This is a genomic window from Aromatoleum diolicum (genome assembly GCF_012910955.1).
In the GTDB taxonomy this organism is placed as follows: domain Bacteria; phylum Pseudomonadota; class Gammaproteobacteria; order Burkholderiales; family Rhodocyclaceae; genus Aromatoleum; species Aromatoleum diolicum.
In genome coordinates this window covers 25,110-37,651 of sequence record NZ_WTVQ01000019.1, presented here as the reverse complement: position 1 = coordinate 37,651, position 12,542 = coordinate 25,110, and the positions used below count along the sequence as shown (strand labels likewise).

Here is a 12,542-nt window from a genome sequence, read left to right as displayed (position 1 = left end):
TTTCACCTTGGTTCAGATCATCCTGCGCGCCGCCGGAACACCAGATCCCACACGCCGTGCCCGAGCTTGATGCCGCGGTTCTCGAACTTGGTCAGGGGCCGGTAATCCGGGCGCGGGGCAAAGCCGTCAGCGGTATTCTCCAGCGCCGACTCGGCGGAGATCACCTCCATCATCCAGTGAGCATACTCCTCCCAGTCGGTCGCGCAATGCAGGTAGCCGCCGGGCGCCAGACGCGAAGCGATCAGCGCGACGAAATCGGCCTGGATGATGCGCCGCTTGTGGTGGCGCTTCTTGTGCCACGGGTCCGGGAAGAACACATGCACACCGGCCAGCGAGCCTTCGGGAATCATGTCGCGCAGCACCTCGACGGCATCGTGCTGCATGATGCGCAGGTTTCCCAGGCCATTTTCCGCGATCAGCTTGCACAGGCTGCCAACGCCCGGGCCATGCACTTCGATGCCGAGGAAATCCTTGTCCGGCAGGGCCGCGGCGATCTTCGCGGTGGTCTCGCCCATGCCGAAGCCGATCTCGACGATCTTCGGCGCGCGGCGGCCGAATGCGGCGTCCAGGTCGAGCGGCGCGATGCGGTACGGAATGCCGACTTTCGGCAGCGTCTCTTCCATGTGGTGGTGCTGCGCCACCGTCATGCGCCCCTGGCGCAGCACGAAACTGCGAATCGAACGGCTGGAAAAGCGCGCTTCCGGGTCGGTGACCGGGGACGGGGAGGACGCTGCGGAGGGGTCGGCGGCGTCCGGCGAATTTGAGTTCGATGCAGTCATGGGTTCCGGAATGGCAGCGGCCCGCGGCGTGGCACCGCGGGCGGTCCCGCGGCAGCGGGTGAGAGGGTGGAAAATCGCGAGAAACGCCCCGTCCGCGGCGCACGGTCGCCGACGGAGGCGAACGCGGTTCAGGTACCGATCAGGCCGGAGGTCGGTGAACTCGGATCGGCGGAATAATGCTTGCGCGGCATGCGCCCGGCGAGAAAAGCCTCGCGCCCCGCCTCGACCGCCTTCTTCATCGCGCTGGCCATCAGCACCGGCTGCCTCGCGTGCGCGATCGCGGTGTTCATCAGCACGCCGTCACAGCCCAGCTCCATCGCGATCGCCGCATCCGACGCGGTGCCGACGCCGGCATCGACGAGCACCGGCACCCTGGCCTGGTCGATGATGAGACGCAGGTTCCACGGGTTCAGGATGCCCATGCCGGAGCCGATCAGCGACGCGAGCGGCATCACCGCGACGCAGCCGATCTCTTCGAGCATCTTTGCCTGGATCGGGTCGTCGGCGCAGTACACCATCACCTGGAAGCCGTCCTTCACGAGCGTTTCGGCCGCCTTGAGGGTTTCCGGCATGTTCGGGAACAGGCTCACCGGGTCGCCGAGCACTTCGAGCTTCACCAGCGCGTGGCCATCGAGCAGTTCGCGCGCGAGCCGCAGCGTGCGCACCGCGTCGTCGGCGGTATAGCAGCCGGCGGTGTTCGGCAGGATCGTGAAGCGCTCGGGTGGCAGCACGTCGAGCAGGTTCGGCTCGCCGGCGTTCTGGCCGATGTTGGTACGACGGATCGCGACGGTGACGATCTCGGCGCCGCTCGCGTCGATCGCCTCGCGCGTCTCATTGAAATCCTTGTATTTGCCCGTGCCGACGAGAAGGCGGGAGCGATAGGATTTGCCGGCAATCACCAGGGAGTCGTTCATGTTCGACCTAGAGGAATTCGGGTTGATAGATGGACAATGCGCGTCCAGGGCCATGGACAATCCGCGGGCGCCGCAGTTGCGCAAGCTCAGCAGACGCGCGCAATCGCAACACGGCTGACTCAGCCGCCGCCGACCGCGACGACGATCTCGAGGCGGTCGCCATCGGCCAGCAGCGTCTCGGCGTGCCGTCCCTTCGGAACGATCTCGCCATTGCGCTCGACCGCCAGGCGCTTGCCCGCGAGCTGACGCGATTCGAGCAGCGCATGCACCGTTAGCGCCTGCTGCAGGCGTTCCGGTTTGCCGTTGATGATGAGCTGGATCATGCTGATTCTGTCGGGGATCAGGGGATCAAAATCTTACCACGCCCCTCTGCCGCACTCGCGTATCGCCCCGCGCCCGACCGAAGACCTGCCGCCGCCACGCCGATGCGCATTGCGCAGCGCCGCCCCGATCATTAGAATGGCGCCTCTGTCGGGCCCCTGCGGCCCGCATCGCGGGCGTCGTATAATGGTAATACCCTAGCTTCCCAAGCTAGAGCCGTGGGTTCGATTCCCATCGCCCGCTCCACATCGAATTCATCCAGGCCCTTGAGCTGGAAGCAAAAAGCCAACCCCTGCGGGTTGGCTTTTTTGTTGTCGGGTCTGCATCTGGTCCTTGGCGAATCCGGCTGGATCAGGAAGCCGCCGAGGACCACGGCGCCCCGCCAGAGACCGAAACAGAGGCATTATTCCGACAGACGCAGCGCCTTGCTATGCCCTGGCGCCCTTGGCACGGCCGGCGAGCTTGCCGGCAAGAGTCACCGCTAGCAGCGCCAGTGCCCCGCCGATGATGCCGACCACCGCGTCCAGCGCCATCGCGACAAAACCGCCCACTGGCGCGGCCTGCGCGGCAAGGAGTTCGATGCCGTGATGGACGGGCGGGATGCCGTGGCTCAGGATGCCGCCGCCGACCAGGAACATCGCCGCCGTGCCGATCACGCTCAGCGCCTTCATCAAGCGGGGGGCGGCGAGCAGCAGGCCCTGGCCGATGAGGCGGGCGGTGGCATGGCCTTTCCGCAGCAGCCAGGCGCCGACATCATCCATCTTGACGATGCCGGCGACGAGGCCGTAGACGCCCACGGTGATCACCAGCGAGATGCCCACCAGCACCGCGACTTGCGAACTGAAGGGCTGGCCGGTGACGGTGCCCAGGGCAATGACGATGATTTCTGCCGAGAGCACGAAATCGGTACGGATCGCACCCTTGATCTTGTCGGCCTCGAAGGCGACCAGGTCAACCGCGGGATTGTCGACCGCGGCCAGTTCCTCGGCCTGGTGTGCGGCATCCTCGGCGGCGCTGTGCAGCCACTTGTGGGCGAGCTTCTCGACGCCCTCGAAACACAGGTAGAGGCCGCCGAGCATCAGCAGCGGCGTCACCGCCCAGGGCAGGAAGGCGCTGATCAGCAGCGCCGCCGGGACCAGGATCGCCTTGTTCTTGATCGAGCCGACCGCCACCGCCCACACCACCGGCAACTCGCGCTCGGCTCGCACCCCGGCCACCTGCTGGGCATTCAGCGCGAGATCGTCGCCGAGTACGCCGGCGGTCTTCTTGGCAGCGACCTTGGTCATCACCGCGACGTCGTCCAGCACGGTCGCAATGTCATCAATTAACGCAAGCAGGCTGGCTCCAGCCATAAATGATCCTTTCAAGTCCCGAAAATACGAAGATTTCCTCGGCCGACACTGACCGAGCGATGAATTTCTGCAGCGGCTCCGCCAGCTACCGCAAGGTGCAGGACAAAATATAACCGAAGCCCGCGCCCGCCGATTTAAAACGCATGACATGGAGACCATGGTGATTGCCTGCCACGCGCGGGCCGCCAGTTCGGTGCGCGGTTCCAGGGCGCGGCACCGGGCGACTTGCCGTCGCACCGGGCGAGCGCTTTTGGCCCTACACTCATGGCACATCGCGCCACCGCAGGCCATATTGAACGCGTCGCGCGACTCGCCCACCGCTCATGTAGAAACGAACGTGCACACAGATTTCAGCGAAACCCCCTCGGCGCTCGCGCCGCTTCGCGGGCCGGTGTTCCGCATGTTGTGGCTCGCCTGGCTGGCGGCGAACGTGACGATGTGGATGAACGAGGTCACCTCGGCGTGGCTGATGACCTCGCTGACCGACAGCGCCTTCATGGTCGCGATGGTGCAGGCGGCGTCGACGCTGCCGGTGTTCGTGCTCGGCCTGCCGAGCGGCGCGCTCGCCGACATCATCGATCGTCGGCGCTACTTCGCCGCGACGCAGCTGTGGGTGGCGCTGGTCGCGCTGGTGCTCGGGGGGCTGGCGCTCGCCGACGCGCTGACCGCGCCGCTGCTGCTGGCGCTGACGTTCGCCAACGGCATCGGCATGGCGATGCGCTGGCCGGTGTTCGCGGCGATCATCCCCGACATCGTGCCGCGCAGCGAACTGCCGGCGGCGCTGGCGCTGAACGGCATCGCGATGAACATGTCGCGCGTGATCGGGCCGGTGGTCGCCGGCGCCTTGCTGGCGAGCGCCGGCAGCCCCTACGTGTTCCTGCTCAATGCGATCCTCGCCGTGGTCGCCTTCGCGCTGATCCTGCGCTGGCGCTCCGAACCGCGGGTCAGCACGCTGCCGGGCGAGCGCTTCGTCGCCGCGATGCGGGTCGGGCTGCAGCATGTGGTGCAGTCGCCGCCGATGCGTGCAGTGCTGGTGCGCATCTTCCTGTTCTTCCTGCAATCGACTTCGCTGAGCGCGCTGTTGCCGCTGGTGGCGCGCGACGTGCACAGTGGCAAGGCCGGCACCTATACCGCGCTGATGGCCGCGATGGGCGGCGGGGCGATCGTCGCGGCGCTGCTGCTGCCGCATCTGCGCCAGCGGCTCGGGCGCGAGGAATTCGTGCGCTGGGGCACCATCGTGCATGCCGCGTGCGCGGCGGCGGTGGTGCTGGTGCCGACGCTGTGGCTGGCGCTCCCGGCGATGTTCATCGCGGGCATGGCGTGGATCGCCACCGCCAACTCGCTGACCGTCGCCGCCCAGATGGGGCTGCCGAACTGGGTGCGCGCGCGCGGCATGTCGATCTACCAGATGGCGCTGATGGGCGGCAGCGCCGCCGGCGCCGCGCTGTGGGGCTATGTCGCGAACCTGACGACGGTGACGGTGAGCATCATGGTGGCCTCGGTGGTCGGGCCGATCGTGCTGCTGATGACGCACCGCCGCGTCGCGGTGGGGGCGACCGACGAGGATCACAGCCCCGCCGCCGTCACGGGGCGGATGCCGCCGCCGGAGATCGAGATCCGGCCCGACGAGGGGCCGGTGATGGTGACCATCGAGTACCTGATCGACCCCGCGCGGGCGGCGGACTTCAACACGGTGATGCAGGACACGCGCCGCGCGCGGCTGCGCCAGGGGGCGATGTCCTGGGGCCTGTTCCGCGACACGACGCGGCCGGAGCGCTACATCGAGTATTTCCTCGACGAGAACTGGATCGAACACCAGCGGCGCATGGAACGCTTCACCGCCGCCGACGTCGGGCTGCGCGAGCGGCGGATGGCGTTTCACGTGGGCACCGAGCCGCCGCAAATCCGACGCTACGTGGGCGAACCGGTCAGCTGACGCGGCGCCGGGGGTCGGCGTCACGTCAGCGGCGGCTCGGACTATTTGGTCGACAGCCGCTTCACGCCGGCGACGAAGCGCGCGAGGGTGTCCGACAATACGCCACGCGGAATCGTCACTTCGATCAGCTGGAAGCGCCCGCGCGTCGCGATGGCCTTGGCGAGCGCGGCCTGCAGTTCGGCGCGCGTCGACACCCGGACGCCATCGCCGCCGAGGGGCCCGGCCATCTCGGCGAAACCCCAGTGGCCCAGGTCATTGAACGACGATTCGGGCTGGAACGTGCGCAGCATTTCCCAGCTGGCGTTGTTGAACAGCAGCACGATCGGATCCCAGCCGTAGCGTTTACAGTTGCCCAGCTCCCAGCCGGTCATCTGGAACGCGCCGTCGCCGACCAGGATCAGCGGGCGCTGCCCGCTGGTCGCCTGCACCCCCAGGCCGGCGGGTACGCCGAAGCCCATGGTCGCGTAATAGCCGGGGGCGACCAGTGCCGTCTGTTCGATCTCCATCGCAGTGAACAGGCAGTCGCCCATGTCGGAGGCGATCGGCAGCCGGCCGTGCTCGGCAAAGAGGTCGTTCACGGCTTTCGCGATATCGGTCGGCGTGATGCTGGCGTCGTCGGCTTCGAGGCCCTTCGGATAGTCATGGGGTGTGACGGCGAAGGTCTTGTTGCTGCTGCCGACGCGGTCGAGCATCTCATCCACCAGCGCGGCCAGCGGAATGCTCGGGTAGATGTGGTAGCCGAGGGTCACCTGGCCGTTGTGCGCCTGGATGGTCTTGCGCAGGTCGATACGGCTCTCCGACACCGCGAAATTGGTGTCGGAGATGATCTCGCCGAGCAGGAACAGGCCGTCGGAGCCCTCGACCAGCTGCGTCACTTCGGGCAGTCCGGCCACGCCCATGTAGGTGCCGACGAGCGGCGCATCGGCGTCGGTGAGCAGGCCGCGGCCCATGAAACTGGTGACGACGGGCAGGCCCAGGCGGCGCGACAGTTCGGCGACCTTGTCTTCGAGCTTGTAGCGCCGCACTTCGACGCCGGCCATCAGCACCGGATGCTTCGCGACATCCAGGCGCGCGAGGATCTCGTCGACACAGGCATCGAGCGCCTCGCGGTCGAGCGGGCGCGGGGCCTCCGCCACGACCGGCGCGCACGGTTCGCGCACCATGTCGCGCGGGATTTCGATATACACCGGCTCGGAATTGCGCAGGCAGCTCGCCAGCACGCGCGCGATGTCGGCCGGCGCGCGCGCGGCGTCGTCGAGCCGCACCTGGTCGCAGGTGATCTCGCGGTAGATCTCCAGTTGCGAGTCGAGCGTCTTCGCCTGGTGGTGCAGCAGCAGCCCGGAACTCGCCTCGCGCTTGCCCGGCCCGCCGGACAGGATCACCACCGGCGATTTCTCCGCGTAGGCCGCCGCGACCGCGTTGACCATGTTGAGCGCGCCGGCGCCGTAGGTGACCGCGGCGACCCCCAGCCCGCAGCTGACCCGCGCGGTCGCATCCGCGGCAAAGCCGATCGCGGGTTCGTGCGACAGCGTGTACAGCGGCAGGATGGCCGACTCTTCGATGATGCGGAAATACGGTAGCGCGAAGTCGCCGGGCAGTCCGAAGATTTCGCGGGCGCCGTGCGCCTTCAGTGCGTGCAGCAGGGATTCGACCAGATTCACGGGGTGCTCCTCGACTCGACAATGGATAAGATTATCGTGCTCACCCGATGCAATATGTGTTCGTTATGCGCGCATAATTGGCGCTTGTTTGCACTTTTCACGCGTAAAAACCGATTACCATGCATCAAATCGTCATCGACAAATTCGACCTGCAGATCCTCGCCGCCCTGCAGCGCCGAGGCAACGCCACGAACAGCGCGTTGAGCGAGGAAGTCCATCTGTCGTCCTCGCAGATCAGCCGCCGGGTCAATCGCCTGGAGCAGAGCGGCATCATTTCCGGTTATGCGGCGCTGCTCGACCCGGCAGCGATCGGGCTCGGCGTCTCGGCGTTCGCGCAGGTGATTCTGGAGCGGCACGGGGAAACGTCGAGCGACGCGTTCGAGCGCGCCGTGGCGGCGCTGCCCGATGTGGTCGAGTGCTTTTCGGTCAGCGGCGATGCGGACTATGTGTTGCGCATCGTCGCACCGGATCTCGCGGCGTTTTCCGAGCTGATGATGAAGCGCATCCTGCGTCTGCCGGGTCTCGCGCACATCAAGACCAACATCGCGCTGAAGCGCGTCAAGCACACCAACGTGCTGCCGCTCGAGCACGTCAGCCGCGCGTCCCAGCCCCTGCAGCGGGTGCAATACTCGGACAGTTAGCGGCCGCCGGCGCGGGATCGGCACATCGCGCCGGCGTTCGCGCGTCTTACATGGCCGAGCTGATCACCCCGCATGCCAGCCGTGCGCCGGAGTTGCCGGTGGGCTGGGTGGCGAAATCGTCCGCTGCGGCGTGCACGATCAGGCTCCGGCCGACGATCTTGTTGTCGCCTTTGCCGACGATCGTGAGGCCATTGACGATGGTGCGGAGCTTGGCGTCGCCATTGGCATCGGCAACCAGCATCGGCAGGTCGCCCAGATGGTGGTCGGCCTTGTCGGGGTGGCCGTGCGCTTTGCCGGTCGGATTGAAGTGTCCGCCGGCGCTGGTTCCGTCGGGTGCGGAGCAGTCCCCTTTTTCATGCACGTGAAAGCCGTGACCGCCCGGCGCCAGGCCGCTTACGTTCGCATCGACGAGCACGCCACCGTCAACTTCGGTCAGTTGCACCTGGCCGCTGACCTTGCTGCCCTGGGTCGGGGCGAGCGTGATCTCGACTTTGGTGGGGCCGTTAACCCCCAGGCTGCCGCATCCGGCAAGCAGCAGGGAGGCGAGCAATGTCGGGATGAGGGGTCGAATCGTCATTGTGTGCGTTCCTTTCTTGAATGGAGGATGTCACGCGGCCAGCCGCGGTGCCGGCCGGCTGCAAATTCATCATGGCTGACAAGTGCCGCGAATGAAAGCGGACTTGGTCAGCCCCCCCGTGGAAAGGTCAAGCCTGCATGGATACGGCGCCTTCCGTCGATGGCCGCGGCGAGGGCCCGGCGCTGCGGCGCGCGGCGACGAGTTCCAGGGCGGCGGCGGCGATCGCGTCGGCCTGTGGCACGAAGGCCTGCTCGAGGGGCCACGACGCGGGTGCGGGAGCGTCGGGGCCGGTGAGGCGGCGCACCGGCGCCTTCAGGGCGCCGAACGCGTGTTCGCCGACGAACGCGGCGATTTCCGCGCCGACGCCGCACAGACGGCTCGCCTCGTGCACGACGACGACGCGGCCGGTCTTGCGCGCGGAGGCGAGGATCGCGGCCTCGTCGAGCGGTTTCAGCGAGCGCAGGTCGATGACTTCGGCCGAGATGCCGCGCGCGGCGAGGGTTTCGGCGGCGGCGACGCAGTGGTGGACGGTCTTCGCGTAGCTGATCAGGCTCACGTCGCGGCCTTCGCGCAGCGTCGCCGCGCGGCCGAGCGGCACGAGCACTTCGCCCGCCGGGACTTCGCCCGCCTGGTAGCCGAGCGCGAGATCCATGAAGAACAGCACCGGGTTGTCGTCGCGGATCGCGGCCTTCAGCAGGCCCTTGAAGTCGGCGGCGGAGGATGGCATCACGACCTTGAGGCCGGGGCTGTGCACGAACCAGGCTTCGAGGTTGTGGTTGTGCTGCGCGCCGACCGTCCAGCCGGCGCCGCTCATCGCCATCACGACCATCGGGAACTTGAACTGGCCGCCGGAGAGGTAGCGCAGCTTGCCGGCGCTGTTGACGATCTCGTCCATCGCGAAGCACAGGAAGGGCGCGAACAGCAGGTCGACGATCGGGCGCAGGCCGGTCGCCGCGGCGCCGACCGCGGTGCCGGCGATGATGCCTTCGGCGAGCGGGGTGTTGCGCACGCGCGCGGCGCCGAACTCGGCGACAAGATTGGCGCGCTTGGTCGCGACGCCTTCGCCGAACATCAGCACGGCGGGATCGCGGCGCATTTCCTCGGCGAGCGCCTGCGAGATCGCTTCATTGACGGTAATCACGGACATGACGGGGATCTCCTTATGCGTAGACGTCGGTGACGAGTTCGGACAGTTCGGGGAAGGGCGAGGCCTTGGCGAAGGCGACGGCTTCGTCGATCGCGGCGTGCGTGCGCAGCGAGATGCGTGCGAAGCCGGCGTCGTCGAGGCGCCCGTCGGCGCGCAGGCGCTGCGCGAGGAGCTCGATCGGGTCGCGCGCGCGCCATGCGGCGAGTTCGGCCGGGTCGACGTAGGCCTGGTCATCGGGCTCGTAGTGGCCGCGCGTACGGTAGGTCAGCGCTTCGAGGAACACCGGCTTGCGCGTTGCGCGGATGCGGGCGACGGCGGCGCTGGCGGCGGCGTGTACCACCTCGACGTCGTTGCCATCGACAGTGTGCGCCTCGATGCCGTGCGCCGCGGCCCAGGTTCGCACGTGCTCGACCGGCATCGTCTCGCGCCGATGCACGAAGGCCTGCCACTGGTTGTTCTCGCACACGTAGAGGATCGGCAGCGACCACATCGCGGCGAGGTTCAGCGATTCGTGGAACACGCCTTCGCAGGCCGCGCCGTCGCCGAAGAAGGTCGCGACGACGCCGTCGTCACCGGGCTTCATCGTGCGCGACAGCGCGACGCCGGTGGCGAGCGAGAGTTCGCCGCCGACGATGGTCGAGGTCAGCACGACGCCGAGTTCGGCCGCCGAGATGTGCAGCGAGCCGCTCTTGCCCTTGCAGTAGCCGGTGCGCTTGCCCAGCACCTCGGCGATCAGGCGCCCGGGGTCGGCGCCGCGCGCCAGCAGGTGGCCGGCGCTGCGATGGTTGGTGAGGATCTGGTCGCGTCGCGCGAGCGCCCGCAGGACGCCGACCGCCGCGGCCTCCTGCCCGACCGAGGTACAGGTGCCGGGCGCAGTGCCGCCGGCGGCAATGCCCGCGACGGCCTCCTCGTAGGCACGGATCAGCATCATGGTCTCCAGCATCGCCAGCGGGGACGGGTCGTGTTCGGCTTGTCGCATGAGTCGCCTCCATGTGTTGAATGGATGTCCCGAAAGTGGCCGGGAGCGGCGTGCCGGCCGACGGGAATCGAGGCGGCGGGCAACGCGTGGAGGCACTCTAGGTCAGCAAGAGGCGTCCGGCGCACCGCGCGCGGCGGCTTAAGCGACTCTTAGGATTTGCTGAGCAAAGATTTAGGAAAACCGGGCCGGGAGGGGCGCGCGCCGTCCCTGGCGCGTCATCGTCGTGCTAACCGCAGGCCGGCGTCGGGCGCGGACCGCCTGCGCCCACCTCGACGAGCGTCAGCGGACGGCGCGTCGTCAGCAGCAGGCGGCCGCGTCCGGCTTTTTCGAGGCGCACGCAGGCATCGCGCTCGTTGAGTCGGCGGCGCAGCAGGATCAGGCGCGCTTCGAGGTTGTCGCTGACGTCGGGCAGGCGGATGCGCGGATCGAGCCGCAGTTCGCGATTGCTGAAGGTGCTGCGCCCCGCTTCCGCATGGTCGCGCACCAGCGCCCAGAAGATCGAGCCGGCGACGCCCTTGATCAGGTAGTCGTCGTCGAGAAAGATGCTGTCGTCCTCGGCGTAGTGGCGCACGACGAGCGGCGAACCGTCGACCGGGCGGGCCTGCGGCTCGGGAGCGATCGCCTCCTCGTTGAGTTCGCTCGCCTGTTGCAGCGACAGCATCGCGGCGCCGAGCTGGCCGGCGAGCGCGACGAGCGCGTCCTCGTCGTCGTAGCCGAAGCGCAGCTCCTGCGGGCTTTCGACGTAGAGCACGCCGAGCAGGCGGCCGCAGGCGCGGATCGGCACCGCGAGCTGGCTGCGGGATTCGGCGAGGCCCGGCAGCGGAATCTCGGTTTCGAGCGCGTCGGCGAGGCCGCTTTCCTCGGTCGCGGCGCGGATCGCGCGGCCGTAGGCGTACTCGAGCGTCATGTATCCGATGCGGATCGGGGTCGCCTCGCGCGCGGCGACGCCGATCACGCCCTGCCCCAGCGGGATCTCGGAGCCGACGCCGGAGTGTTCGTAGCCGCGGCTGGCGATCGTGTACAGGCGCGTGGCGGAACCGTCGAGCAGCAGCACCATCGTGTGGCGGATGTCGAAGTGCGTCTCGAGGCTGGCGAGCGTTTCGGTGAGCAGCGTATCGAGTTCGCGGCAGCAGGCGATGCGTGCGGCGGTCGAGCGCAGCGCGGCAAGCAGGCTCGCGCGCGGCGGCGGCGGGGCGAGCGCCGGGCCGGGCACGCGTTCGACGTCGACGACGCGGTAGATGTCCGAACCGAGCAGGCGGAACACGCCACTCATGCCGGTATGCGAGGCGATGCCGGCGAGCCGCGCCTTCATGCGTTCGAACAGCGGCCCCGCGGTTTCGGTGCGCAGGTAACGCAGCTGCAGGCGGTAGCGCTCGGCGGTGCGCGGGTGCGTGACGATCAGGCGTGCGTTGGGGTTCTCGAGGATGTTGCGCCGCGTGGTGTTGAAGAACTGCCAGGACAGCGCGACGTGGTGGCCGTCGACGTACTCGGTCTGCGACAGGTAGGCGACGTTGGGCATGCCGTCGGCCGAACAGGTGGCCATGATGCCGGGCACCGCGCCTTCGAGACATTCGCGGATCGCGTCGAGCCGCGGCCTCATCATGCACCCCCCAACGGCGCGCCGGCCTTGGGTCCGGGGGTCTGCGAGAAGGCCGCGTTCGGCGTGAAGCTCAGCGCGACGAGCTCGCCGGCACTGCTGTCGATCAGCGTCTGCACGAACAGGCCGCTGTAGCCGAGCGCGCCGAGCTCGGCGGTGAAGGCGTCGCGGTAGCGCGCGATGATCTGCCTGTCGCCGGCGGCGAGCGACTCGATGAGGGCGTCGCCGCCCTTCAACTGGACGGTGCGGTGGCTGTGCGGCTCGCTGAAAACGACCGCGACGTGACGATTCGCGCGGATGTCGTCGAGCAGCTCGCGCGACTGTTCGGCGACGACGAACACGCTGACGCGCGAGCGATCGTCGGCGATGCGGCAGCCGACGGCGCGCGTGAGGTTCGGCAGATGCCCGGCATTGCGCGAGCCGACGCTGATTGACACGCCGGCCGTCGCAAGGAAGGCCGCGAGCTCGGCGTCGATCAGTGCGCCGGAAACGGAACTGGACGGGTCGGACATCGCAACGCATCAACGATTGGAACCGCAGATCGCCCGTGGCGACACGAACGACGGGCGCCGGCCACTCCCCCGGCGCTCCAGATCAGTATAGATCGTGCCGCTGGCGGCGCTCGCCTGCCGGCGGCA

Annotated in this window: 12 protein-coding genes and 1 tRNA gene; 3 read left to right on the top strand and 10 right to left on the bottom strand. The window is 68.2% G+C overall.

Annotation, left to right across the window (positions count from 1 at the left end):
* Positions 1–17: 17 nt before the first annotated feature.
* The 3 genes from trmB to thiS form a co-directional block, all read right to left on the bottom strand.
* Complete coding sequence (gene trmB / locus GPA25_RS12565) at positions 18–779, bottom strand: tRNA (guanosine(46)-N7)-methyltransferase TrmB (RefSeq protein ID WP_169260743.1); 762 nt, start codon at positions 777–779, stop codon at positions 18–20.
* 128 nt (positions 780–907) lie between these two features.
* The gene (locus GPA25_RS12560) at positions 908–1,693 is read right to left on the bottom strand and encodes a thiazole synthase (protein ID WP_169260742.1); all 786 of its coding nucleotides are present in this window, start codon (positions 1,691–1,693) and stop codon (positions 908–910) included.
* Between the two features lie 119 nt (positions 1,694–1,812).
* Positions 1,813–2,016 (bottom strand): sulfur carrier protein ThiS, encoded by a 204-nt coding sequence (gene thiS, locus GPA25_RS12555; RefSeq protein WP_169260741.1) that lies wholly within the window; start codon positions 2,014–2,016, stop codon positions 1,813–1,815.
* 170 nt (positions 2,017–2,186) lie between these two features.
* Here thiS and GPA25_RS12550 point away from each other — a divergent pair.
* Positions 2,187–2,260, top strand: a tRNA-Gly gene (locus tag GPA25_RS12550).
* A 182-nt stretch (positions 2,261–2,442) separates the two neighbouring features.
* Here the strand turns inward: GPA25_RS12550 and GPA25_RS12545 are convergent.
* Positions 2,443–3,366, bottom strand: a complete 924-nt coding sequence (locus tag GPA25_RS12545) for a DUF808 domain-containing protein (RefSeq protein WP_169260740.1) — start codon at positions 3,364–3,366, stop codon at positions 2,443–2,445.
* Positions 3,367–3,703: 337 nt separating this feature from the next.
* Between GPA25_RS12545 and GPA25_RS12540 the strand changes: the two genes are divergently transcribed.
* Positions 3,704–5,302: an MFS transporter gene (locus GPA25_RS12540; RefSeq protein ID WP_169260739.1), complete on the top strand. Its 1,599-nt coding sequence runs from the start codon at positions 3,704–3,706 to the stop codon at positions 5,300–5,302.
* Between the two features lie 41 nt (positions 5,303–5,343).
* Here the strand turns inward: GPA25_RS12540 and ipdC are convergent, their stop codons facing one another.
* Complete coding sequence (gene ipdC, locus GPA25_RS12535) at positions 5,344–6,963, bottom strand: indolepyruvate/phenylpyruvate decarboxylase (RefSeq protein ID WP_169260738.1); 1,620 nt, start codon at positions 6,961–6,963, stop codon at positions 5,344–5,346.
* A 119-nt stretch (positions 6,964–7,082) separates the two neighbouring features.
* Here ipdC and GPA25_RS12530 point away from each other — a divergent pair, with 119 nt between their 5' ends.
* Positions 7,083–7,604, top strand: a complete 522-nt coding sequence (locus GPA25_RS12530; protein WP_169260737.1) for an Lrp/AsnC family transcriptional regulator — start codon at positions 7,083–7,085, stop codon at positions 7,602–7,604.
* A 46-nt stretch (positions 7,605–7,650) separates the two neighbouring features.
* Here GPA25_RS12530 and GPA25_RS12525 read toward each other — a convergent pair whose 3' ends face one another.
* The 5 genes from GPA25_RS12525 to GPA25_RS12505 form a co-directional block, all read right to left on the bottom strand.
* Positions 7,651–8,181 (bottom strand): superoxide dismutase family protein, encoded by a 531-nt coding sequence (locus tag GPA25_RS12525; RefSeq protein WP_169260736.1) that lies wholly within the window; start codon positions 8,179–8,181, stop codon positions 7,651–7,653.
* A 127-nt stretch (positions 8,182–8,308) separates the two neighbouring features.
* Positions 8,309–9,328, bottom strand: a complete 1,020-nt coding sequence (locus GPA25_RS12520) for an alpha-ketoacid dehydrogenase subunit beta (protein WP_169260735.1) — start codon at positions 9,326–9,328, stop codon at positions 8,309–8,311.
* Between the two features lie 13 nt (positions 9,329–9,341).
* The gene (locus GPA25_RS12515; RefSeq protein ID WP_169260734.1) at positions 9,342–10,307 is read right to left on the bottom strand and encodes a thiamine pyrophosphate-dependent dehydrogenase E1 component subunit alpha; all 966 of its coding nucleotides are present in this window, start codon (positions 10,305–10,307) and stop codon (positions 9,342–9,344) included.
* A gap of 226 nt (positions 10,308–10,533) precedes the next feature.
* Complete coding sequence (locus tag GPA25_RS12510; protein WP_246265649.1) at positions 10,534–11,910, bottom strand: GAF domain-containing protein; 1,377 nt, start codon at positions 11,908–11,910, stop codon at positions 10,534–10,536.
* A complete protein-coding gene (locus GPA25_RS12505) occupies positions 11,907–12,416 on the bottom strand; it encodes a pyridoxamine 5'-phosphate oxidase family protein (protein WP_169260733.1) in 510 nt (169 codons plus the stop codon). Before GPA25_RS12505 ends, GPA25_RS12510 begins: the two co-directional genes overlap by 4 nt.
* Positions 12,417–12,542: the final 126 nt, after the last annotated feature.

Coding starts and splice junctions, on each gene's coding strand:
- GPA25_RS12560 (WP_169260742.1), bottom strand. CDS start 1,693: ATGAACGACTCCCTGGTGATTGCCGGCAAATCCTATCGCTCCCGCCTT.
- GPA25_RS12520 (WP_169260735.1), bottom strand. CDS start 9,328: ATGTCCGTGATTACCGTCAATGAAGCGATCTCGCAGGCGCTCGCCGAG.
- GPA25_RS12515 (WP_169260734.1), bottom strand. CDS start 10,307: ATGCGACAAGCCGAACACGACCCGTCCCCGCTGGCGATGCTGGAGACC.
- GPA25_RS12530 (WP_169260737.1), top strand. CDS start 7,083: ATGCATCAAATCGTCATCGACAAATTCGACCTGCAGATCCTCGCCGCC.
- thiS (WP_169260741.1), bottom strand. CDS start 2,016: ATGATCCAGCTCATCATCAACGGCAAACCGGAACGCCTGCAGCAGGCG.
- GPA25_RS12525 (WP_169260736.1), bottom strand. CDS start 8,181: ATGACGATTCGACCCCTCATCCCGACATTGCTCGCCTCCCTGCTGCTT.
- GPA25_RS12505 (WP_169260733.1), bottom strand. CDS start 12,416: ATGTCCGACCCGTCCAGTTCCGTTTCCGGCGCACTGATCGACGCCGAG.
- trmB (WP_169260743.1), bottom strand. CDS start 779: ATGACTGCATCGAACTCAAATTCGCCGGACGCCGCCGACCCCTCCGCA.
- GPA25_RS12510 (WP_246265649.1), bottom strand. CDS start 11,910: ATGATGAGGCCGCGGCTCGACGCGATCCGCGAATGTCTCGAAGGCGCG.
- GPA25_RS12545 (WP_169260740.1), bottom strand. CDS start 3,366: ATGGCTGGAGCCAGCCTGCTTGCGTTAATTGATGACATTGCGACCGTG.